The organism is Oceanimonas marisflavi (assembly GCF_003049725.1).
Taxonomy (GTDB): domain Bacteria; phylum Pseudomonadota; class Gammaproteobacteria; order Enterobacterales; family Aeromonadaceae; genus Oceanimonas; species Oceanimonas marisflavi.
On the sequence record NZ_QAGM01000010.1, the window covers coordinates 58,597 to 81,548 of the forward strand.

Below are 22,952 nucleotides of genomic sequence, written 5' to 3' on the forward strand. Positions count from 1 at the left end.
CTCTGCAGGAGGCAGCAATGATCAAAACTCTCCAGATCGAGCCGCTGACCAAGGAAGCCTTTGCTCCCTTTGGTGATGTGATCGAATCCGAAGGTCGTGATTATTTCATGATCAACAACGGCTCCACTCAGCGTTATCACAAGCTGGGTGAGGTGCAGCTGGACGAACAGGGCCAGGGCATTATCAATATCTTCCGTGCCGAGACGCTGGAATACCCGCTGCAGATCAAAATGCTGGAGCGTCATCCGTTCGGCTCCCAGTCTTTTATTCCGCTGTTTGGTCACGATTTCCTGCTGGTGGTTGCCCCGGTTGGCGACGGCAGCCTGAACATAGACCCGTCTACCGTGCGCGCCTTCCGCGCCACCGGTCGCCAGGGCGTGAACTACCACAGAGGCGTATGGCACCATCCGATCATGGCGCTGCGCGACAACGACGAGTTTCTGGTGGTGGATCGCAGCGGTCCGGGCAACAACTGTGACGAGTTCTACTTCGACGAGTCCATTCAGCTGACCGTTGAGCTCTGATAAATAAAAGGGGTCGGAGTCATTTTTTAAAAATGACTCCGACCCCTTTTTTATTCACTCGCCGTTAAATTCCCGCATAAAGATATCCCAGAACACCAGAAACAGGGCCGCCACCAGCGGGCCGATGACAAAGCCGTTGACTCCCATCAGGCTGATGCCGCCAAGGGTGGAAAACAGCACCAGATAGTCGGGCAGCTTGGTGTCCCGGCCCACCAGCAGTGGCCGCAGCACGTTGTCGGCCAGGCCGATCACCAGGGCGCCAAAGGCCACCAGCACAGTGCCCGAAATCCACTCCCCGGTGGCAAACAGGTAGATGGCTACCGGCAGCCACACCAGGGCCGCCCCGATGGCCGGGATCAGCGACAGAAACGCCATTACCACACCCCACAGCAGCGGGCCGGGAATGCCCAGTGCCCAGAAAATAAAGCCGCCCAGGGCCCCCTGGGCCATGGCCACCAGAATATTGCCCTTCACCGTGGCCCGGGTGACTTCCGAAAATTTGGCAAACAGCTTGCGTTCGCGATCGTCGCCCAGGGGCAGTGCCCGCACCATCAGCTCGGTCAGCTGGTGGCCGTCGCGCAGCAGAAAAAACGCCAGATACAGCATCAGCGCCACGTCCACCACAAAGGTAAAGGTGCTCTGGCCGGCGGTGAGCGCCTTGCCCGCCAGCAGCTTGCTGGCGGCCACCGCTGTTTCTGACAGCCGGGCGCGTACGCTTTCCAGATCGATACCCAGCCGTCCAAGCAGATCGGGCAGCAGTGGAAAGGCGGTGCGTACCTGCTCCAGCAAATCACCCGGGCTGATCTCGCCCTTGTCGATACGCTGATACAGCAGTAACCCCTCCTGCACGAAAGAGCCGGCGATAAACAGCACCGGCAGCACCACGATCACCGCACAGATCAGCAGCGTCAGCAGGGCGGCCCGGTTGGGCTTGGGACCAATGCGTTTCAGTATGCGCTGCTGCAGGGGCGAGAAAATCACGGTAATGGCGCAGGCCCAGAAAATGGCCCCCCAGAAAGGCTTGAGCACCAGTCCGAACAGCAGACTGACCAGCAGCAGGGTAAACAGAAAGGAGCGTTGTTCGAGTTTTTCGCGCATGGCGGAGACTTCCTCAATCGGGACTGCCACCAGTCTAAAGAAGGGGACTGTCACTGACCAGAGCTGAATGCCGAAGGGCAGTTTACAGCGGCAGTCTGCGACCGGCTCCGTGCCCGCCGGCTTTCAAGGCAAGACGGCAGTGGTTATCATGGCCGTGTTGATTTAACCACCGGATTTTTCATGGATTCCACCATTATCGCCGGCCCTTTGCTGCGCCGCGCCAGCAGCGAACGCCTGGTATTCTGGCTGGCCAGCCGCGAAGCGCTGAGCTTTCGGTTGTGCCTGCCCGGGCGCGACCCCCTGCCGTTTTCCGGTGACGGGCACCGGCAACTACGGGTGGGTGAGTCGTGCTTTATTCAGCTGCTTGACCTGCGGCTGGATCAGCCCCTGCCCACCGACACGCGGTTGCCCTACGATCTGCAGTGGCAGCGCCCGGGCGAGCCGCACTGGCAGGGCATGGCCGAGTGGGGCAGTGAACTGTGCTATCCGGGCGAATCCCTGCCCAGCCTGGTGATTCAAGGCAAGCTCGATGCCATGCTGCACGGCTCCTGCAGAAAGCCGCACCACGCTGCCCCCGATGGTCTGGTGGCGGCCGATAGCTGGCTGAGTGAACGGCACCAGCAGCCGGCCCAGCGGCCGGCGCTGCTGATGATGAGTGGTGATCAGATCTACGCCGACGACGTGGCCGGCCCCATGCTCACCGCCATACACCAGCTGATCCGCGAGCTGGGACTTTATGACGAACAGCTGGAAGGGGCCACGGTGGCCAACAGCGACGAGCTCTTTGCCAGCCCGCTCAATTATTACCGGCGCAATGAGCTGCTGCCCGACACTCGTGCCAACGTGCCGCTGCAGAAGCGCTTTTTTGAAGGGGCGCGCAAGCCCATCTTTACCACCAGCAGTGCCGCCAACCACCTGATCACCCTGGCCGAGGTGCTGGCCATGTATCTGCTGGTGTGGTCGCCGGTGCCCTGGCGGCTGCTGCCCGATGACAGACCGAAGCTGGAAGGAGAGCTGGCCGAGTGTTACCAGCGCGAGCGGGAGCGGCTGGCCGCCTTTGTGGATGGTCTGCCGGCGGTGCGCCGGCTGCTGGCGCACTTGCCCACCCTGATGATCTTTGACGATCACGATGTCACCGACGACTGGAACCTGACCGCCGCCTGGGAAGAAAGCGCCTACGGCCATCCGTTCTCCCGGCGGATCATCGGTAATGCCCTGACCGCCTATATGATCTGTCAGGGCTGGGGCAATGATCCCGATGCCTTTACCGGCGATCCCATGGATCGGTTACAGGCCTGGAGCGAGCGGCCCGGCAGCGAGCAGCAGGATCGGCTGATCGACACTCTGCTGAAATTTGACGGCTGGCAATATCAGCTCGATACCCAGCCCCGGCTGCTGGTGCTCGACACCCGCACAAGGCGCTGGCGTTCCGAGTCCAATTTTAACCGGCCTTCAGGGCTGATGGACTGGGAAGCGCTGACCGAACTGCAGGGGGAGATGCTGAATCAGGAATCGGTGGTGGTGGTCTCGCCGACGCCGGTATTCGGGGTGAAGCTTATCGAGGTGATCCAGAAGATCTTTACCTGGCTGGGCAAGCCGCTGCTGGTGGATGCGGAGAACTGGATGGCTCACAAGGGCACCGCCAATGTGATCGTCAATATCTTTCGTCATGCCCGTACGCCCGCCAACTATGTGATCCTCTCCGGCGATGTGCATTACTCCTTTATGTATGACATTCGCGTGCGCCACCGGGGCGGCGAGCCCCATATCTGGCAGATCACCAGCAGCGGCATCAAGAATGAATTTCCGCGCCGGCTGCTGGATGTGCTCGACCGGCTCAACCGCTGGCTTTATGCGCCGCGCTCGCCACTGAACTGGTTTACCCGCCGGCGGCGGCTGGAAATCACGCCCCACTCACCGGTGGGGGCATCAAGGGGCGAGCGGCTGCTGAACCGGGCCGGCATCGGCTATGTGCGCTTTAACGCAAATGGGGAGCCGGTGTGCGTGCAGCAGATCACCAGTGAGGGCACCGTGGACTTTATTGAGCCGGCGACCAGCACAGAGACGGCGCTCAGCTCTCGACCGGACCGAGAGGCTGACCAAAGCTGAACTCCACCTGATTGCCGTTCGGGTCTTTCACACCGCAGTAATAACCCACCGGAAAGGGCTCGTCCCGGGGTGGCCACAGCAGGCAGCCCGCCTGCCCGGCCCGCTCGGCCAGGGCGTCCACCGCGGCACGGCTTTGCAGGGCAAAGCCGAAGTGGCGGTAGTCCCGCTCTCCCAGGTGCAGATCCTCGCCACCGTTCATCAGCACAAACACAAAGTCCCGCTCCCGGCCCGGCTCCGCCAGCCAGACGATGGTCTGGGGGCCGCTTTCCCGCCGGTGGGTTTCTTTCATGCCGCAGAAATCATGGTAAAACTGCAGGCAGGCGTCGAGATCCCGCACATGCAGGGCCAGGTGGGTAAGGCGGGGGTAGTGAATGTGGGTCATGGAGTCTTCCTCGGACAGATCTGACATGCTGCTGAGTATGGCCGCCATTCCCGGGAAAGGCACATCGCTGCCACGGCTGGTAGAATGGTGCTCATAACATAATGACACAGAAGCGAGCATGAGCAATCTCACCGGAACCCTGATCAAGATGCCGGCGCGGCTTGAGGCCCTCGTGGCCTATGAGCTGGCGCTGGGCGAGCACCGCACCAGCCTGAACGCCTTTCTGGGCCAGCCCCTTAAGCTGACCTTTACCGGCAACATTTACTGCGATGCCTGTGGCCGCAAAACCAAAAAAAGCTACTCTCAGGGACACTGTTTTCCCTGCATGAAAAAACTGGCCCGCTGCGACATGTGCGTGATGAAGCCGGAAACCTGCCACTATTTTGAAGGCACCTGTCGCGAGCCCGAGTGGGGCGATCGCAACTGCATGGTGCAGCACATCGTCTATCTGGCCAACACCTCCGGGCTGAAGGTGGGCATTACCCGCCATACTCAGGTGCCGACCCGCTGGATTGACCAGGGCGCCACCCAGGCGCTGCCGCTGCTGCGGGTAGCTACCCGCCAGCTCTCCGGTTTTGTGGAAGTGGCCCTGGCCAGCATGGTGGCCGACAAAACCAACTGGCGCGCCATGCTCAAGGGCGACGAAGCGCCCTTGAATCTCAAGGCCGAAGGCGAGCGTCTGCTGCCGGAAATAAAGGAAAAACTGGCCGAACTCACTCTTAAATACGGCGACGACGCCATTACCGTGCTCGACGAGCCGGTGGTCGAGCTCAGCTACCCGGTGCTGGAATATCCGACCAAAATCGTCAGCCATAATTTCGACAAGAACCCCGAGGTGGCCGGCACCCTGCTTGGCATCAAGGGCCAGTACCTGATCCTCGACACCGGGGTGATTAATCTGCGCAAGTTCACCGGTTATGAGGTGACCCTGGACTGAGGTTGCCAGACAACAAAAAGCCGGCCCACAAGGCCGGCTTTTGCATATCAGGCGTGAGCAATCAGGCTTCGTCGGCCAGCAGGTGCTCGTTGCGGCCCTTGATGCGGGTAATGAGCAGGGCGGTGATCACCAGGGTGAGCACTATGCCGGTGACGGTGGACAGGGTCATCGGCAGACCGGCGCCCAGGGTGGCGGAGTTCAGCAAAAAGCTGATAACGACCGTGGTCATAAACATGGCCGGCACGGTGGCAATCCAGTGCAGCTTGTTGTGGCGCAGCAGGTAGGCCGAGGCGGTCCACAGCATCATCACCGCGGTGGCCTGGTTGGCCACGCCGAAGTAGCGCCAGATAATGCCGAAGTCCACCTGAGTCAGCACGGCGCCAATCACGAACAGCGGAATGGCCAGCAGCAAACGCTTGGGCAGGCGGTTTTGCGGCATATTGAAATACTCGGCCAGGATCAGGCGGGCGGAGCGGAAGGCGGTGTCGCCGGAGGTAATGGGCAGCACAATCACGCCCAGCACCGCCATAAAGCCGCCCACGGCGCCCAGCAGGCCGGTAGACGCCTCATACACCAGATTGGCCGGGTTGCCGCCCATGCCGGTGTTCAGGCCTTCCACGCCACCGAAGAAGGACAGGGCAATGGCGCACCAGATAAGGGCAATAATGCCTTCGCCGATCATGGCGCCGTAAAACACAAAGCGGCCATTGCTTTCATTTTCCACGCAGCGGGCCATCAGCGGCGATTGGGTGGCGTGAAAGCCGGACACGGCGCCACAGGCGATGGTGATAAACAGTGCCGGCCACAGCGGCATGTCGTTGGGGTTCAGGTTCTGGAAGAAGTCGCCCGCTTCAAAGCCCGGCAGCATGGTGTGCTCGCTGGACATCACCAGCGCCACGGTCAGGCCCACCGACATAAAGATCAGCAGGGCGCCAAAGAAGGGATAAAGACGGCCGATAATCTTGTCTACCGGCACTATGGTGGCCAGCAGGTAATACACGAAGATCACGCCCACAAACACCGACACGCTCACGCCGGTGATCTTGGCCAGCAGGCCGGCGGGGGCGGAGATGAACACCACACCCACCAGCAGCAGCAGCACAATGGCGAACACGTTCATAAAGTTTTTGGCGCCCCGGCCCAGGTATTTACCCGCCAGGTTGGGCACCGACTGACCGCCGTTACGCACCGACAGCATGCCCGAGAAGTAGTCGTGCACCGCGCCGGCGAAGATACAGCCCAGCACAATCCACAGCATGGCGGCGGGGCCATAGAGCGCACCCAGAATGGGGCCGAAGATGGGGCCGACACCGGCGATATTGAGCAGCTGAATGAGGTAGACCTTGCCTTTGGACATGGGCACATAGTCCACGCCATCGCCCTGGGCATAGGCCGGCGTCTGACGCTGAGGCTTGATACCAAATACCCTTTCAACAAAGGTGCCGTAAATAAAATAGCCGCCAATCAGCAGGCCGACGCAGAGCAAAAACCAGGTCATCACATCATCCCTCTTGTATAGATTGCCGCCAGTGTAGGCGGTAAAAAAGACGGGAAAAGTGCTACCTGAGTGAGCGGTTGAATGGGCGGGGTAAGCGGTCGCCAGCAGGGCTGAACGATCGCTCACTTTGCTGCTAGTGAAAGCCGAACAACTGCTTCAGGGGCTTGAGGTAGCGGCGCGACACCGGCACCCGGGCGCCGGCGCGGGTAAGGATCTCGCCGCCGGCGTCCAGCATCTCGATTTCGGCAATGGCGCCGGGCGTCACCAGATATTGCCGGTGGCAGCGTACCAGCGGGGTTTTTTCCTCTATGACCTTCAGGGTCATTTGAGTGTGTACCTTCTCGCTGGCGGTGGCCACATGCACCCCGCCGAGATCGCTGAACACATATTCCACCTCGGCCACCGGCACTACCCTGAGGCGCTGACCACTGTAGCAGGGCAGGTGTTCCAGCCGGCTGGGGGCGATGGTTTCCACCGGCTGCGGACGCAGATCCCGGCGCACCCTGTTCAGGGTTTGTTGCAGCCGCCGCTCGTCCACCGGCTTGAGCAGATAGTCAAAGGCGTGACGCTCAAAGGCCTGCACCGCAAACTCGTCAAAGGCGGTGACGAACACCACCCTGGGCATGGTATCGGGGTCCAGCATGGCGATCAGCTCCATGCCGCTGATGCGGGGCATCTGAATATCCAGAAACACCAGATCGGGACTGAGCCGGCTGATGGCCTGCATGGCCTCGATGGCATTGCCGCACTGACCCACTATCTCGATGTCGGGGGCGTCGGCCAGTTGGGCCGCCAGCTCGTCCCGGGCAAAGGGTTCGTCGTCGACGATCAGGCAGGTGATCATGATAAGGACTCCGTGATCGGCAGGGTGATTTCAACCTGAGTATATTCACCGGGCTCGCAGTGAACCTGCAGGCCGTAATCGGACCCGAACAGGTTCTGAATGCGTTTGTGCACCAGGTTCATGCCCAGGCCGTCCGAGTGCTCGGGAGGGCGGTACAGCCCGGCGTTATCTGTAACGTCAAGGCGCAGTGTGGTGCCTTGCCGAGTGGCACTGACCCGTATATGGCCGGTGTCCAGCAGGTGGGAAGTGCCGTGCTTGACCGCATTTTCAATAACGGGCTGCAGGGTAAAAGCCGGTACCGGCAGACCATGCAGTGCCTCGGGAATATTCAGCTCCACTTGCAACTTGTCGGCAAAGCGGGCCTTTTCAATGGTCAGATAGGCGTCAATGTGCTCCAGCTCATCCCCCAGCGTGACCAGGCCGGTGGTGCGCTTGAGGTTGATGCGCAGAAACTGGCTGAGGTGCTGCAACAATTGCCGCGCCCGGTTGGGATCCCGCCGGGTAATGGCCCCTATGGTGCTCAGGGCGTTGAACAGAAAATGCGGATTGACCTGGGCCTGCAGCAGCTTCAGTTCGGTCTGGGTAAGCAGGCTGCGCTGCTCCAGAAAGCGGCCAAACAGGATCTGGCTCGACAACAGCCGGGCAATGCCTTCCCCAAGAGTACGGTTGATATTGAGAAACAGCTTGTTCTTGGGCTCGTAGAGCTTGATGGCGCCCACCACCTCGTTGTCGCTGCGCAGCGGGATCACCAGGCTGGAGCCAAGGGTACAGTGCGGCGACATGGAGCAGGCGTAGGGGGTTTCCACCCCGTCGGCAAACATCACCTTGTTTTGCTGCATGGCATCCAGGGTCATCTGTGAAGAGATGGGCGCGCCGGGCAGATGATGATCGGCGCCGATACCAATAAAGGCCAGCAGCTTTTCTCTGTCGGTAATGGCCACGGCGCCGACTTTGGTTTCTTCGATTAATATGCGCGCCACCTGGGCGCTGGTTTCCTCGTTAAAGCCCTTGCTGAGCAGACCCACACTGCGCTCGGCAATTTTCAGCGCCTTGGTGGAAAAGGCGGACGACTGCTTGTCGAACATGGTTTTCTGATCCCGAATCATGCTCATAAACAGGGCCGCGCCCACCGAGTTGACCAGCAGCATGGAAGGCGCAATCTGCAGCACCAGCTCCAGCGCCTGATCAAAGGGGCGGGCCAGCAGCAGAATAATGGCCATTTGCATGATCTCGGCGAACAGGGTCAGCAGACACACCCGCAGGGGGTTGAAAATCAGCTCGCTTCTGCCGGTGCGGCGCAGATACAGGCTGACCAGACCGGCACTCAGCCCCTCAAGGGTAGTGGACACGGCGCAGGCCAGATTGGTAAAGCCGCCCAGGCTGTAGCGGTGCAGACCGCCAGTGAGTCCCACCAGAGTGCCGGTCACCGGGCCGCCGAGCAGGCCGCCCAGCACGGCTCCCATGGCGCGGGTATTGGCAATGGCACCGTGAGTTTGCTCCCCGAAAGAGGTGGCCATAATGCAAAAGCCGGAAAACACCAGATAAATAAAGACCTTGTGGGGCAGCCGGGTAGAGGCCTCGGTCAGCAGCCGGAACAGCGGGGTTTTGCTGACCAGATAGACAATGACCAGATACAGGCACATCTGCTGAATAAGCAGCAGCACAAGCGACATGGCGGATCCTTGAGGGCTAGGGGGCTGGTGCTGATTTTATAACATTCGGAGCGGCCGCACACCGCGACAGTCTTTCGAGCGCCGTCTGCTGAAGACTATTGGGACAGTGAGGCCAGCTCGTTCAGCGCCGACTGCAACAGCGGAGTAATGGGCTCATTCAGTTTCAGGCTGAGCAGCTCATCGGCGCGGGTTTTGCCAAGGGTGAGGGCGGCAATGGGCTTGTTCCACTCCTGTGCCTTGCGGCAGAAGCGGTAGCCGGAGTACACCATCAGCGACGAGCCGATCACCAGCAGGCCGTCGGCCGCTTCAAGCGCATTCAGTGAGTCCTGCACTTTTTGCTTGGGCACATTGTCACCAAAAAACACCACATCGGGTTTAAGAATGCCGCCGCAACGGTCACATTCAGGAACCTGAAAGCGGCTGAAGTCCACTTCCAGATCCGCGTCACCATCCGGGGCGGCGCTGGCGGTGTAGTGAATAAAGTCCGGGTTCAGCTCGGCGCTGCGCCGGTGGGTTTCATCCCGGCTGCAGCGGTAGTCGCAGCTCATGCACACCACCCGATCGGAGCGACCGTGCAGATCCACCACCTTTTCACTGCCGGCGCGCTGGTGCAGGCCGTCCACATTCTGGGTGACCAGCAGGCTGATATGGCCCAGCCGCTCCAGTTGTGCCAGGGCGCTGTGCGCCGGGTTGGGGCGAGCATCGCGCATCACCGGCCAGCCCACCAGGCTGCGGCCCCAGTAGCGTTTGCGGGTATGCTCGCAGCCCATAAAGTCCGGGTGCTGCACCGGCTGCTGGCGCTTCCACTGGCCCTGCTGATCCCGGTAGTCGGGAATGCCTGAGTCGGTGCTGATGCCGGCACCGGTCAGCACCAGCAGGCGCGGGTATTGGTGAATAAACTCAAGCAGTTTGGTATGGGCTTCGGTCATGGTGCAGGCTTCCCTGAACAGTGCAGTAAACAGTATTCAATATATTCAGAGAGCCGGCCAGGGGAGAAGGAATTTCACAAATGAGCCGTGGTGCGGTTACTGTGTTGCGAAAGTGCTAGAATCCGGAGCAATTCAATTGCCGCCTGTAATGGCTATAACAAGAGCACGATAACAACCATGACATCCAATATCTCTACTCTCGCCAGTCTTATCTGGTCGGTGGCCGACCTGCTGCGCGGCGACTTCAAACAGTCTCAATATGGCCGCATTATTCTGCCCTTTACCGTGCTGCGCCGGCTGGAGTGCGTGCTGGCCCCCACCAAGGAGCGAGTGCTGGCCATGGTGGAAACCACCAAAACCATGCCGGACGCCGCCCGAGAAAAGCTGCTGCTCAACACCAGCGGCCAGAGCTTTTACAACACCTCCAAGCTCAGCCTCAGCCTGCTGGGTGAAAACCATGTGGGCGACAACTTGGATGCCTATGTGCGGGCCTTCTCCCGGGATGCCTTTGAGATATTTGAGCACTTCAACTTCGACGGCACCATCAACCTGCTGGAAGACGCCGATCTGCTCTACAAGGTAGCGCAGAAGTTCGCCAAGGTGGATCTCTCCCCCCAGGCGGTCGACAACTACCACATGGGCCTGGTGTTTGAAGAGCTGATCCGCCGCTTTGCGGAAAGCTCCAACGAAACTGCCGGTGAGCACTTTACCCCCCGCGACATAGTGCGGCTGACCACCTCACTGGTGTTTACCGACGACGACGAGGCCCTCACCAAACCCGGCATAGTACGCTCCGTGTACGACCCCACCGCCGGCACCGGTGGCTTTCTGTCCTGCGGCATGGAATATCTGCATGAGCTGAACGAGCACGCCCGCCTGGCCACCTTTGGCCAGGAGCTGAACGCCGAGTCCTACGCCATCTGCAAGGCCGACATGCTGATCAAGGGCCAGGACATCAGCAACATCAAGCTGGGCAACACCCTGTCGGACGATCAGCTCAAGCACAACCGCTTTGACTACTGCCTGTCCAACCCGCCCTTTGGCGTGGACTGGAAAAAGGTGGAAAAAATTGTGCGTGACGAACACCAGCGGGCCGGCTTTAACGGCCGCTTTGGCCCCGGCCTGCCGCGGGTGTCCGACGGCTCCTTGCTGTTTTTGCTGCACCTTATCAGCAAAATGCAGGCCCCCTCCGCCGACTGCGCCGGCTCGCGCATAGGCATTATTCTTAACGGCTCGCCGCTGTTTACCGGTGGTGCCGGCAGCGGTGAAAGCGAAATTCGCCGCTACATTCTGGAGCACGATCTGCTGGATGCCCTGGTGGCTCTGCCCACCGACATGTTCTACAACACCGGCATTGCCACCTACATCTGGGTGCTCTCCAACCACAAGCCGGCAGAGCGCAAGGGCAAGGTGCTGTTGATTAACGCCAGTGATCTGCACAGCCTCATGCGCAAGTCCCTCGGCTCCAAGCGCAAATACCTCAATGATGAGGCCATCAGGCAGATAGTGGAGCTGTACAGCCGCTATCAGCAAAGCCCCATTGCCAAACTGTTCCCCACCACCGCCTTTGGCTACCGGCGCATTACCGTGGAGCGTCCGCTCAAGCTGGCCTTTTACCCCCAGGATGCCGACCGGCTGGCCGCCCTGCAGGACGACAAGGCCTGGGCCAGGCTGGATGGCACCCTGCAAAGCGCCATACTTTCTGCCCTCGGCCAGTTTGAACAAGACAAGCTGCTCTCCCGCGACCGCTTTAAAAAGCAACTGACCGCACTGCTGGAAGGCACCAAGCTGCCCGCGCCGGCGTTCAAGCTGCTGTGCAAGCACCTGGCCGAGCAGGATGATGAAGCCGAGGTATGCAAGACCAGGGGCATGCCGGAAGCCAACCCGGATCTGCGGGATAACGAAAACGTGCCCCTGGGTGAGGACATTCACGCGTACTTTCAGCGGGAAGTGCTGCCCCATGTGCCCGATGCCTGGATAGACGAAAGCAAGACCGATCCCCTCGATGGTCAGGTGGGCCTGGTGGGCTACGAAATTCCCTTTAACCGCCACTTCTACCAGTATCAGCCGCCCCGGCCGCTGGAAGAAATAGACGCCGATCTGGATGCCGTCGCCAAAGAGATAATGCAGCTGCTGGCGGAGGTGCATTCGTGAGCGGAGTTCAGCCACAGCCGCACTTCAAGGAAGTGCTGACGCTTATCGAGCAGGCACGGCAGCGGGCCACTCAGGCGGTCAACACCCAGCTGGTTGAGCTCTACTGGCAGGTAGGAGCCTATATCAGTCACAAACTGGAGCAGGCCGAATGGGGTGACGCCGTGGTTGGCCAGCTGGCGGAATACTTGGCGCAAACCCAGCCGGGGCTGCGCGGCTTTACTCGCCGTAACCTGTTTCGTATGCGTCAGTTTTTCGAAACCTACCGTCATGATGAAAAAGTGACAGCACTGCTGACACAATTGCCCTGGACCCATAACCTGAGCATTCTCAGCCAGTGTAAGCGACCGGAAGAGCGCGAGTTTTACCTGCGCATGGCCATTCAGGAGAAGTGGTCCAGCCGTGAGCTGGACCGTCAGCTGAAAACCGCCTTGTTTGAGCGCAGCGTGATGCAGCCTGTAAAAGTCTCACCAGCGGTGAGACAAGCCCACCCCGGTGCACTGGATGTATTTCGCGATGCCTATATGGTGGAGTTTCTCGACCTGCCCCCCGGCCACGCCGAGGCTGACCTGCATCAGGGGCTGCTGCAGCGTTTAAAGGACTTTCTGATTGAGCTGGGCCGGGACTTTTGCTTTGTGGGCTCTGAATATCCGCTGCAGGTGGGTGGCCGCGACTTTGCGCTGGACTTGCTGTTTTTTCACCGTGGCCTCAACTGCCTGGTGGCCATCGAGCTGAAAGTCGGCCGCTTCGAGCCGGAATACCTGGGCAAGCTGGACTTTTATCTGGAAGCCCTCGATCGTGACGAACGCAAACCGCACGAAAACCCCGCCATTGGCGTGCTGCTCTGTGCCAGCAAAGACGATGAAGTGGTGGAGTATGCCCTTAACCGCTCTTTGTCTCCGGCACTGATTGCCGAATATCAGACTCAGCTGCCCGACAAGGCGCTGCTGCAGGCCAAGCTGCATGAGTTTTATACCCTGAATGCGATGGAAGGGAGCAATGGCCATGAACTATAAGGTGGAAGGTGGAAACGAACAGACAGCCAGTGAACAGAAAGCTGTCAGCTATAAGCTGGAAGCTGTAAGTGAACAGCAAGCTATAAGCTGTAAGCCGTCAGCTATAAGTGGTGTGGCCGGCAAGTATCAGCCCTATCCGGAATATAAGGACTCGGGGGTGGAGTGGTTGGGTGAGATTCCATCTCATTGGGCGATTCATTCATTAAAACGGGCGGTAGATGGCTGCACAAATGGAATTTGGGGCAGTGAACCTGATGAACTGAATGATATTACTGTACTCCGTGTTGCAGATTTCGACCGTAACCAGCTTGAAGTGCGAGACGACAAACTGACCACACGTTCTATTCCGGAGAAGGATCGTAGAAACAGACTGCTTCAAAAAGGTGATCTGCTAATTGAAAAATCAGGTGGTGGTGAAAAGACACTAGTCGGGTGCGTTGTTATTTTTGATAAAGACTATGACGCCGTTACGTCAAACTTTGTTGCCAAAATGACCCCAAGAGCTGGGTTTGACAGTGTTTTTTTAAAGTATGCATTCGCTAAACTGTATGCGGGGCGTGTGAATTACCCTTCAGTAAAGCAAACGACAGGTATACAAAACCTTGATTCGGATGCATATCTGATGGAGCGGTTTGTTTTTCCCTGTGAACAAGAACAACGCACCATCGCCGCCTTTCTCGATTATGAAACCGCCCGAATCGATACGCTGATCGCCAGGCAGCAGCGGCTGATTGAGTTGCTGAAGGAAAAGCGTCAGGCGGTGATCTCCCATGCCGTGACCAAGGGCCTGAACCCGAATGTGCCGATGAAGGATTCCGGTGTGGAATGGCTGGGACAAGTGCCGGCGCATTGGGTTATCAGTCAGCCGAGATACTTGTGTCAATTTTTAGGTGGAGGAACACCATCAAAAGACAACCCAAAATTTTGGGATGGAGATATACCATGGGTATCCCCGAAAGATATGAAGCGAGATATCATCAACTCATCTATTGACTCAATTACAATGGATGCTGTTCTTCATTCCTCAACAAAGTTAATCCCAACGGGCTCTGTTTTGATCGTTGTCAGAGGAATGATATTAGCCCATTCTGTGCCTGTGGCCATCACATCAGTCCCTGTAACCATTAACCAGGATATGAAGGCCATGGTTAGTGGTGAACAGATCGACGGAGACTATTTACTTCTTTGTTTACAGGGGCTCAAACAACCTGTATTGGATTTGGTTGATAGTTCTGCACACGGCACAAAGTGCTTGCGAACGGATCAGTTTGAAGTGCTTCCAATTCCTTTGCCTCCGCGAAGCGAACAGCATTACATTGTTGAGCAAGTACAGAAAAAATTGGACCGAATAGACAGAAGCATAACTGTAGCCAGCCACTCCATCAGTTTATCTAAGGAACGCCGCACCGCGCTAATTTCCGCTGCGGTTACCGGCAAGATTGATGTGCGGGGCTGGCAGCCACCGGCTGAGGAAAAAACTGCCGAACAAGAGTAATGCCTTGCTGTCCCGGCTACGTGCCGGGCCTGCCTTTGTGGAGGTAATCTGCTTCCAGTAAACTGCCAGACAGTAACTGAATACCGTGCGCTAAAGACACGGAAGTAACAGAACAACAAGGAGCCTGAGTAATGCAGGACAACAAAGCACGGGAACAGGTTTTTCAGGATCATATTATTCACGCCCTGGCGGCCCAGGGCTGGCTGGTGGGGGAGTCGGCAAAATACGACCGGGAGCGGGCGCTCTACCCGGAAGACCTGCTGGCCTTTGTACAGGAAACTCAGCCCGACGCCTGGCAAAAATACTGCAAGCTCTATGGCGAGCAGCCGGAGCAGCACCTGCTGAATGCCGCCGTGCGCCAGCTGGGGCACCCGGGCAAAGGGGCGCTGTGGCTGCTGCGCAACCAGATTGAAGACAGGGGCCACCGCCTCAAGGTGGCCAGCTTCAGGCCCGATCATGACCTTAACCCCGAGCTGCTGGCGCGCTACCGGATCAACCGGTTGCGGGTGGTGCCCGAGCTGGTATACAGCCCTCATGGTTACGAGGGCCGGCTCGATCTCACTTTGTTCCTTAATGGCATTCCGGTGGCGACCCTGGAGCTGAAGTCCTGTTTCAAGCAGTCTCTGGAAAACGCCAAAAACCAGTACCGGTTCGACAGGCAGCCCAAAACCCTGGGCAAGGCCGAGCCGCTGCTCACCTTTCGCCGGGGGGCCCTGGTGCATTTTGCGGTCAACCAGTTTGAAGTGGCCATGACCACCAAGCTTGCCGGCAAAGGCACCTTCTTTCTGCCCTTTAACAAGGGCACAAGCGAAGGCGGGGCCGGCAACGATCAGCCGCCGGTGGTGAACGGCCAGGGCGGTTATGCCACCGAGTATCTGTGGCAGGAAATTCTGCAGCCCGACAACTTTCTGCGCATTCTCGGCCGTTACCTGCATCTTGAAGTCAAAACCGAGGAAGACGCCCTTGGCCGGGTGAATAAAAAAGAAACCCTGATCTTTCCCCGTTATCACCAGTGGAGTGCGGTGCAGCAACTGCTGGGAGCGGTCACCGAAGAAGGACCGGGCCAGAAATACCTGATCCAGCACTCCGCTGGCTCCGGCAAGTCCAACTCCATCGCCTGGCTGGCCCATCAACTGGCCTCGCTCTATCGGGAAGGCGGCCACAAGCTGTTTCAGTCGGTGATAGTGATCACCGACCGCACCGTGCTCGACAGCCAGTTGCAGGAGACCATTGCCCAGTTTGAGCATGCCGATGGCGTGGTCAGCCGCATCAGCCGGGAAGACGGCGAGGGCAGCAAGTCGGCCCAGCTTGCCGAGGCTCTGGCCAGCGGCACGCCCATTATCATCGTTACCATTCAGACCTTCCCCCATGTGCTCAAGGCCATTCAGGAGTCCACCTCGCTCAAGGCTTCCACCTTTGCGGTGATTGCCGATGAGGCCCACTCCAGCCAGACCGGCAGCACCGCCCGTCAGCTGCGGGAAGTGCTGATGGCCGAGCAGCTCGACGGCGATGACGAGCTGTCGGCGGAAGACGTGATGAACCTGACTCTGGCGGCCCGGGGCGGCAGCAGCAATATCAGCTATTTCGCCTTTACCGCCACTCCCAAGGGCAAAACCCTGGAGCTGTTTGGCCGCCCGCCCAAGGCCAATATGCCCCTTGGCCCGGACAACAAGCCGCTGCCCTTTCATGTGTACAGCATGCGCCAGGCCATTGAAGAGGGCTTTATTCTCGATGTGCTGAAGAACTACACCAACTACAGCCTGGCCTACAAGCTGGCGATGCAGGCGGAAGAGGACGACCGCGAGGTGGACGCCAAAAAGGCGCGCATTCGGCTGTCCCGCTGGGTGCGGCTGCACCCCCACAACATTGGCCAGAAGGTGCAGATCATCATTGAGCACTTTCGCGAGAACGTGGCGCACCTGCTGGGGCATCAGGCCAAGGCCATGGTGGTGACTTCCAGCCGGCTGGAGGCGGTGCGCTACAAGCTGGCGTTCGATAAATACGTGGCGGAAAAAGGCTACGACGCCATTCGCGCCATGGTGGCCTTTTCCGGCGAGGTGAGCGACGAGGGCGTGGGCTATACCGAGCGCAACATGAACCCGGAGCTCAATGGCCGGGACATGCGCAAGGCCTTCGACACCCCCGATTATCAGGTGATGCTGGTGGCCAACAAGTTTCAGACCGGCTTCGACCAGCCCAAGCTGTGCGCCATGTATGTGGACAAAAAGCTCACCGGCGTAGACTGCATTCAGACCCTGTCCCGGCTCAACCGCACCTATCCCGGCAAGGAGAGCACCTTTGTGCTCGACTTCGTCAATGATCCTCAGGATGTGCTGGAGGAGTTTCAGAAATACTTTGAGACCGCCACCCTGGATACGGTCTCCGATCCCAACCTGGTGTATGACCTGCAGCACAAGCTGCGGGCAGCGGGCATTTTCAACTGGAACGAGGTGGTGGCCTTTGCCGATGCCTACTTCGACCCCAAACGGGGTCAGGAGGCCATGCTGAGCTATGCCAGGCCGGCGCTGGAACGTTTTAAGCGGCGTTATACCCTGGCCACCGAAAGCCTGCGGGAGTGCCGGCGCATGCTTAAACTGATTGAGCGTGAAGGAGGCAGCGCCACCGACAAGACCAATGCCGAACGGCGGGTGAAAGAGGCCGAAGAAGCCCGTTCCGAGCTGGATATCTTCAAGAAGGATCTCAACAGCTATGTGCGCTTCTACGAGTTTGTATCGCAAATCACCCCGTTCGACGATGCCGAGCTGGAGCAGCTGTGTGTCTATGCCCGTCACCTGTTACCGCTGCTGCGCCAGGAGCAGCTGGAAGAAGACGAGATCGACTTGTCTTCCGTGGTGCTCAGTCACTACAACCTCAAGGCCCGGCGCACTCAGGATCTCAAGCTCAGGGAAGACGCCGGCGGCTACGGCCTGAAAGGGGTGTCGGCAGTGGGCAGCGCCACGCCCAAGGAAGAGAAAAAGGATTACCTCTCCCACATTCTGGAACAGCTCAATGACCTGTTCGGCCTGGAAACCACCGACGGCGACAAGCTCACCCTGCTGCAGGGGGCCATGGCCAAGATCAGCGAGAACGAAACCGTGATGGCCCAGGTGCGCAACAACTCCAGCGAGCAGATTATGCTGGGCGATTTTCCCAAAGCCATGGAGCAGGCCATGATCGACAGCATGGGCTCCTATCAGAACCTGTCGATGCAATACCTCTCCGATCCCGACGTGGCCAAAGGCTTCAACCAGCTGGTGCTGGGCATGCTGCTCAAAGGGCTGCAGGAGGGAGCGAGATAGAATTTTTTACTCGTGCGCAAAGCGGCACATAAGCGGCACAAAAAAAAGCCAGCGCATTGATGCAGCTGGCTTTTCTCGGTGTCTGTATGGTGGCCCCTCCCAGACTTGAACTGGGGACCTAACGATTATGAGTCGTGTGCTCTAACCAACTGAGCTAAGGGGCCAAAAGTGGGCTGATTATAGGGGAAGGGACGGTGGCCTGTCCAGTTGTGGTGGTGAGTTAGGTGGCTGATTTTTAAGCGGTTGGAAGTGCCGGGACTGTGGTTATCGCGTTGCTTTTTGTTGGGATTCGCTTCGCTCATCGCCAACCTACGGATCGCCAGGCTGAAGCCGGTTGGTGTGGAAGCGAACAAAGAAAAAGGGCGCCGTAGCGCCCTTTAAATCTTGTGTTGCGGTGGTGCTTACTCGTCGAGGAAGCTGCGCAGCACTTCGGAGCGGCTGGGGTGGCGCAGTTTGCGCAGGGCCTTGGCTTCAATCTGGCGAATACGCTCACGGGTAACGTCGAACTGCTTGCCCACTTCCTCAAGGGTGTGGTCGGTGTTCATGTCGATACCAAAGCGCATGCGCAGTACCTTGGCTTCCCGGGCGGTCAGGCCGGCCAGCACGTCGTGGGTGGCGTTACGCAGGCTCTCGCTGGTGGCGGAGTCCGCCGGCAGGGAGAGGGTGGTGTCCTCGATAAAATCGCCCAGATGGGAGTCTTCGTCGTCACCGATGGGGGTTTCCATCGAGATCGGCTCCTTGGCGATTTTCAGCACCTTGCGGATCTTGTCTTCCGGCATGGCCATGCGGTGGGCCAGCTCTTCCGGGGTGGGCTCGCGGCCCATTTCCTGCAGCATCTGGCGGGAAATCCGGTTGAGCTTGTTGATGGTCTCGATCATGTGCACCGGAATACGGATGGTGCGGGCCTGATCCGCAATGGAGCGGGTAATGGCCTGACGGATCCACCAGGTGGCGTAGGTCGAGAACTTGTAGCCACGGCGATATTCAAACTTGTCTACCGCCTTCATCAGACCGATGTTGCCTTCCTGGATCAGATCCAGGAACTGCAGGCCACGGTTGGTGTATTTCTTGGCGATGGAGATCACCAGACGCAGGTTGGCTTCCACCATTTCCTTCTTGGCACGGCGGGCCTTGGCCTCACCAATGCTCATGCGGCGGTTGATGTCCTTGATCTGGGAGATGGTGAGGCCGGTTTCCTCTTCCACTACCTTGAGCTTGCCAATGGCACGGCGCACGTCTTCGGCCACATCTTCCAGCCGGGAAGACCAGGTCTTGCCGGCGGCTAGCTGGGCGTCAAACCAGGCCTGTTCGCTCTCGTGGTGGGCAAAGGCCTGCACAAAGGTCTTTTTGGGCATCTTGCACTGTTCAACGCAGAGCTTCATGATGATGCGCTCCTGCACCCGAACGCGCTCCATCATGTCGCGCATGCTGTTCACCAGGCGGTCGAACTGCTTGGGTACCAGGCGGAACTGACGGAACACATCGGCCAGGGCGGTGATCTGCTCGGCAGCTTCTTTTGAGCTGCGGCCCTTGGCGGCAATAGTGCTTCTTACCAGCTCGTATTGTTCGCGCAGCTGGCCGAATTTCTCCCGGGCGACTTCCGGATCCGGGCCGTTGTCACCATCGGAATCGTCGTCCTCGTCTTCGTCTTCATCCTCGTCGTCGTCTTCGTCGTCGAGGTCCTTTTCGCTCAGCTCGGAGCCAATGTGAGTGGCGGTGGGGGCCACGTCTTCGGCTTCTTCCAGATCGACAAAGCCGGAGATGATATCGCTCAGCTTGATGTCGCCGGCTTCAAAACGGTCGAACTGATCCAGCAGCGAGGTAATGGTTTCCGGATATTCGGAAACCGAGCTCTGCACCTGGTTGATGCCGTCTTCAATGCGCTTGGCGATATCGATTTCGCCTTCGCGGGTCAGCAGCTCCACGGTGCCCATTTCACGCATGTACATGCGTACCGGGTCTGTGGTGCGGCCAATTTCAGATTCAACAGACGCCAGCGCCTGGGCGGCGGCCTCGGCGGCGTCTTCGTCGGCGGTGGTTTCCGACATCATCAGATCATCGGCATCGGGGGCGTTTTCCACCACCTGAATGCCCATGTCGTTGATCATCTGGATAATGTCTTCGATCTGATCGGAGTCGACAATATCCTGAGGAAGATGATCATTTACCTCGGCATAGGTCAGGTAGCCCTGTTCTTTACCTTTGGCAACGAGAAGCTTAAGCTGTGACTGCGGGGTTTGCTCCATAGAACTCGTCCGGTTAGATGTTGCAAGAGGGTGGGTACTAGAGGCACTCATTTCTGGCGCGCAAGTAGCCGATTATAACAAAATTTGACCAGTCTGGCTAACTGGTCCGAGCTTGCCAACACCTCGCCCTTGAGCCGAGCGTGCTGCAGCGTTCAATGGTTTATCTTCTACCCGTGTCCGGGCCTTCACTACAATCTTGGGGCAGGTTGCCCGTTTTTCAATTATAAGACCGTGCCGCCCTTGCTTTCTGTCAGCAGCAGCAGTAATTCCTGTTTTTCCGATGGTGTCAGTCCGTCGCGGCTGCGGCTTTTTTGTTGCAGCAGCTCAATGCGCCGGGACAGGTAGTCGTTGATGAGTACCACGAAAATGTCCTGCAGCTCCTGCTCGATATTGTCGCCGGCAAAGGCGTTTTCCGCCATGGCAAGCCGGGACAGGGCCGGCTCGGACGGATGACCACGCCAGTGCTCCAGCAACTGGGCGGTGCTCATTCCGGGCTGCTGGCGCACCATGCCCAGCAGTGCCAGCAGCAGTTCCATGCCCGGCATGGACAGCTCTTCCAGCGCCGGCATATCCGGCAGCCGGGCCGCGGCAGCCGGATATTGTAGCACAAGGGCAATGGCCCGTCGAAGCGGGGTCAGCTTCAATTTTTGCGGGCGCGCAGCGGGGGCTTTTTCCTGGCCTTCGGCGGGCTTTAAGCGCGCAAACAGCTCCTTTACCCGGCGCTCGTTCTCGCCCCAGTTAAGCTGGCGCGACAGCCGGGTCACCAGGCCTTCCCGGGTAAAACCTTCGGGCACCCGCATAATGGCTTCGGCGGCCTTGTGGGCCAGCTCGTGCTGGCCGGCGTCGCCGTCCATGCTGTCCTGGGCCAGGCGCTCAAACAGAAAGTCGCCAAAGTCCTGGGCGTTATTCAGCAGCCGTTCAAAGGCGTCCTTGCCCTGGCTGCGCACCAGGCTGTCGGGGTCTTCGCCGTCGGGCACAAACACAAAGCGCAGGCTGCGGCCGTCCTGCATCAGTGGCAGGGCATTTTCCAGCGCCCGCCAGGCGGCCTCGCGGCCGGCGCGGTCGCCGTCGTAGCAACAGATCACCTCGCGGGTGGTGCGATAGAGCAGCTGCAGCTGGTCACTGGTGGTGGAGGTGCCGAGGCTGGCCACGCCATAGTCGATGCCAAACTGGGCCAGAGCCACCACGTCCATATAGCCTTCCACCACCAGCACCCGCTCCGGGTTGCGGTGGGCCTGGCGCACTTCATAGAGGCCATAGAGCTCGCGGCCCTTGTGAAACACCGGGGTTTCCGGCGAGTTCAGGTATTTGGGCGTGCCGTCCCCCAGCACCCGGCCGCCAAAGCCGATGGTGCGGCCGCGTCTGTCCCGAATGGGAAACATGATGCGATCGCGAAAGCGGTCATAAACCCGGCCCTTGTCGTTTTGCAGCAGCATGCCGCCGTCGATCAGCTGGCGTTCGCTGTCGCGGTCTTGGCCAAAGCGGCGCTTGACGCTGTCCCACTGATCCGGCACATAGCCGATGCCAAAGCGCTTCACCACTTCGCCGCTGAGCCCTCTGCCCTTGAGGTAATCGATGGCCGCCGGCGCACTGCGCAGCTGCTGCTGGTAAAAGTGGCTGATGTCATTCAGCAGGCCGTAGAGATCCTGGCGCTCGGCCCGGGCCGCCGCCTGTTGCTGGGGCGAGCCGCCGCCGGTGTTTTCCCGGGGCACGGTGAGGCCATGCATCGCCGCCATTTCGTCGATGGCGTCGAGAAATTCCAGGCCGTCGTATTCCATCAGAAAGCCAAGGGCGGTGCCGTGGGCGCCACAGCCAAAGCAGTGATAGAACTGTTTATCGGGGCTGACGGTAAAAGAAGGGCTTTTTTCGTTATGAAAGGGGCAGCAGGCCTGGTAGTTTTTGCCGGCCTTTTTGAGACGCACCCGTTGATCGATCAAATCGACAATGTCGGTACGGGCGAGGAGATCATCAATAAATTGTTGGGGGATTCTGCCAGCCATGATTCACCGTTAAAGCAAAAAACAAAGCCGTGCATTCTCGCGAAGCACGGCCCGTTGGCAGTTCAGCGGCGGTTTATCAGGCCAGTTTGGCCTTGATGGTGGCGCTGACCTTGCCCATGTCTGCACGGCCCTGGATTTGCGGCTTGAGCGCCGCCATTACCTTGCCCATGTCCTGCATGCCGGTGGCGCCGGTATCGGCGATGGCCTGCGTGAGCAAAGCGTCCAGCTCGTCTTCGGTCAGGGGTTGCGGCAGGAATTCCTGCAGCACCGCAATTTCCTGGCGTTCACCGTCGGCCAGTTCCTGACGACCGGCCTGTTCGAACTGGCTGGCGGCATCCTTGCGCTGTTTCACCATCTTGGTGATCACCGCGATGATGCCGTCATCGTCCAGGGTTTCGCGGCTGTCGATCTCTTTTTGCTTGATCTCGGCCATCAGCATGCGCAGGGTGCCCAGGCGTGCCTTGTCTTTGGCGCGCATGGCATTTTTCTGCTGTTCCGACAGCTGGTCTTTCAAAGACATGAGATCAACAGCGCCTTAGTACAGACGAGTGCGACGTGCGTTTTCGCGAGCCAGCTTCTTGGCGTGACGCTTAACAGCGGCAGCCTTGGCGCGCTTGCGCTCGGTAGTCGGCTTCTCGTAGTGCTCGCGGCGACGTACTTCAGACAGGATACCGGCCTTTTCGCAGGAACGCTTGAAGCGACGCAGGGCTACGTCGAAGGGCTCGTTTTCACGTACTTTAATTACTGGCAT

At 59.0% G+C, this 22,952-nt stretch carries 17 protein-coding genes and 1 tRNA gene; 7 read left to right on the forward strand and 11 right to left on the reverse strand.

The window, feature by feature from the left end:
* Positions 1-17 precede the first annotated feature (17 nt).
* Positions 18-524 carry an ureidoglycolate lyase gene (locus DA373_RS08255; RefSeq protein WP_107851837.1) on the forward strand — a complete coding sequence of 169 codons (507 nt, stop codon included), beginning with the start codon at positions 18-20 and terminating at the stop codon, positions 522-524.
* Positions 525-578: 54 nt separating this feature from the next.
* Here DA373_RS08255 and DA373_RS08260 read toward each other — a convergent pair whose 3' ends face one another.
* On the reverse strand, positions 579-1,622 hold the full coding sequence (locus DA373_RS08260; RefSeq protein WP_107851838.1) for an AI-2E family transporter: 1,044 nt from the start codon (positions 1,620-1,622) through the stop codon (positions 579-581).
* Between the two features lie 180 nt (positions 1,623-1,802).
* On the opposite strand from DA373_RS08260, the gene DA373_RS08265 reads away from it, so the two are divergent.
* Positions 1,803-3,731, forward strand: a complete 1,929-nt coding sequence (locus DA373_RS08265) for a metallophosphoesterase family protein (RefSeq protein WP_107851839.1) — start codon at positions 1,803-1,805, stop codon at positions 3,729-3,731.
* On the opposite strand, the gene DA373_RS08270 is transcribed toward DA373_RS08265, so the two are convergent.
* On the reverse strand, positions 3,694-4,113 hold the full coding sequence (locus tag DA373_RS08270) for a VOC family protein (RefSeq protein WP_107851889.1): 420 nt from the start codon (positions 4,111-4,113) through the stop codon (positions 3,694-3,696). The genes DA373_RS08265 and DA373_RS08270 overlap by 38 nt on opposite strands.
* A gap of 118 nt (positions 4,114-4,231) precedes the next feature.
* Here DA373_RS08270 and DA373_RS08275 point away from each other — a divergent pair, with 118 nt between their 5' ends.
* Complete coding sequence (locus tag DA373_RS08275; RefSeq protein ID WP_107851840.1) at positions 4,232-5,050, forward strand: DUF2797 domain-containing protein; 819 nt, start codon at positions 4,232-4,234, stop codon at positions 5,048-5,050.
* A gap of 61 nt (positions 5,051-5,111) precedes the next feature.
* On the opposite strand, the gene DA373_RS08280 is transcribed toward DA373_RS08275, so the two are convergent.
* The 4 genes from DA373_RS08280 to DA373_RS08295 form a co-directional block, all read right to left on the reverse strand.
* Positions 5,112-6,548 carry a carbon starvation CstA family protein gene (locus DA373_RS08280; RefSeq protein WP_107851841.1) on the reverse strand — a complete coding sequence of 479 codons (1,437 nt, stop codon included), beginning with the start codon at positions 6,546-6,548 and terminating at the stop codon, positions 5,112-5,114.
* A gap of 133 nt (positions 6,549-6,681) precedes the next feature.
* Complete coding sequence (btsR, locus tag DA373_RS08285) at positions 6,682-7,392, reverse strand: two-component system response regulator BtsR (protein ID WP_107851842.1); 711 nt, start codon at positions 7,390-7,392, stop codon at positions 6,682-6,684.
* On the reverse strand, positions 7,389-9,065 hold the full coding sequence (locus tag DA373_RS08290; protein ID WP_107851843.1) for a sensor histidine kinase: 1,677 nt from the start codon (positions 9,063-9,065) through the stop codon (positions 7,389-7,391). The genes btsR and DA373_RS08290 overlap by 4 nt, the downstream gene beginning before the upstream one ends.
* Before the next feature lie 95 nt (positions 9,066-9,160).
* Positions 9,161-9,994 carry an NAD-dependent protein deacetylase gene (locus tag DA373_RS08295; protein WP_107851844.1) on the reverse strand — a complete coding sequence of 278 codons (834 nt, stop codon included), beginning with the start codon at positions 9,992-9,994 and terminating at the stop codon, positions 9,161-9,163.
* Positions 9,995-10,171: 177 nt separating this feature from the next.
* Between DA373_RS08295 and DA373_RS08300 the strand changes: the two genes are divergently transcribed.
* From DA373_RS08300 to DA373_RS08315, 4 genes are all read left to right on the forward strand, one after another.
* Positions 10,172-12,148: a type I restriction-modification system subunit M gene (locus tag DA373_RS08300; protein ID WP_107851845.1), complete on the forward strand. Its 1,977-nt coding sequence runs from the start codon at positions 10,172-10,174 to the stop codon at positions 12,146-12,148.
* Positions 12,145-13,161, forward strand: coding sequence for a PDDEXK nuclease domain-containing protein (locus tag DA373_RS08305; protein ID WP_107851846.1), 1,017 nt, complete (start codon positions 12,145-12,147; stop codon positions 13,159-13,161). Before DA373_RS08300 ends, DA373_RS08305 begins: the two co-directional genes overlap by 4 nt.
* Complete coding sequence (locus tag DA373_RS08310; RefSeq protein ID WP_107851890.1) at positions 13,151-14,656, forward strand: restriction endonuclease subunit S; 1,506 nt, start codon at positions 13,151-13,153, stop codon at positions 14,654-14,656. Before DA373_RS08305 ends, DA373_RS08310 begins: the two co-directional genes overlap by 11 nt.
* Positions 14,657-14,787: 131 nt before the next feature.
* Positions 14,788-17,955, forward strand: a complete 3,168-nt coding sequence (locus tag DA373_RS08315) for a type I restriction endonuclease subunit R (protein ID WP_107851847.1) — start codon at positions 14,788-14,790, stop codon at positions 17,953-17,955.
* An 87-nt stretch (positions 17,956-18,042) separates the two neighbouring features.
* Here DA373_RS08315 and DA373_RS08320 read toward each other — a convergent pair.
* From DA373_RS08320 to rpsU, 5 genes are all read right to left on the reverse strand, one after another.
* Positions 18,043-18,119, reverse strand: a tRNA-Ile gene (locus DA373_RS08320).
* A gap of 237 nt (positions 18,120-18,356) precedes the next feature.
* A complete protein-coding gene (gene rpoD, locus DA373_RS08325; protein ID WP_107851848.1) occupies positions 18,357-20,252 on the reverse strand; it encodes an RNA polymerase sigma factor RpoD in 1,896 nt (631 codons plus the stop codon).
* Positions 20,253-20,422: 170 nt separating this feature from the next.
* On the reverse strand, positions 20,423-22,201 hold the full coding sequence (dnaG, locus tag DA373_RS08330; RefSeq protein WP_107851849.1) for a DNA primase: 1,779 nt from the start codon (positions 22,199-22,201) through the stop codon (positions 20,423-20,425).
* A 76-nt stretch (positions 22,202-22,277) separates the two neighbouring features.
* Positions 22,278-22,721: a GatB/YqeY domain-containing protein gene (locus tag DA373_RS08335; RefSeq protein ID WP_107851850.1), complete on the reverse strand. Its 444-nt coding sequence runs from the start codon at positions 22,719-22,721 to the stop codon at positions 22,278-22,280.
* A 15-nt stretch (positions 22,722-22,736) separates the two neighbouring features.
* Positions 22,737-22,952 carry a 30S ribosomal protein S21 gene (gene rpsU, locus DA373_RS08340; RefSeq protein WP_014293599.1) on the reverse strand — a complete coding sequence of 72 codons (216 nt, stop codon included), beginning with the start codon at positions 22,950-22,952 and terminating at the stop codon, positions 22,737-22,739.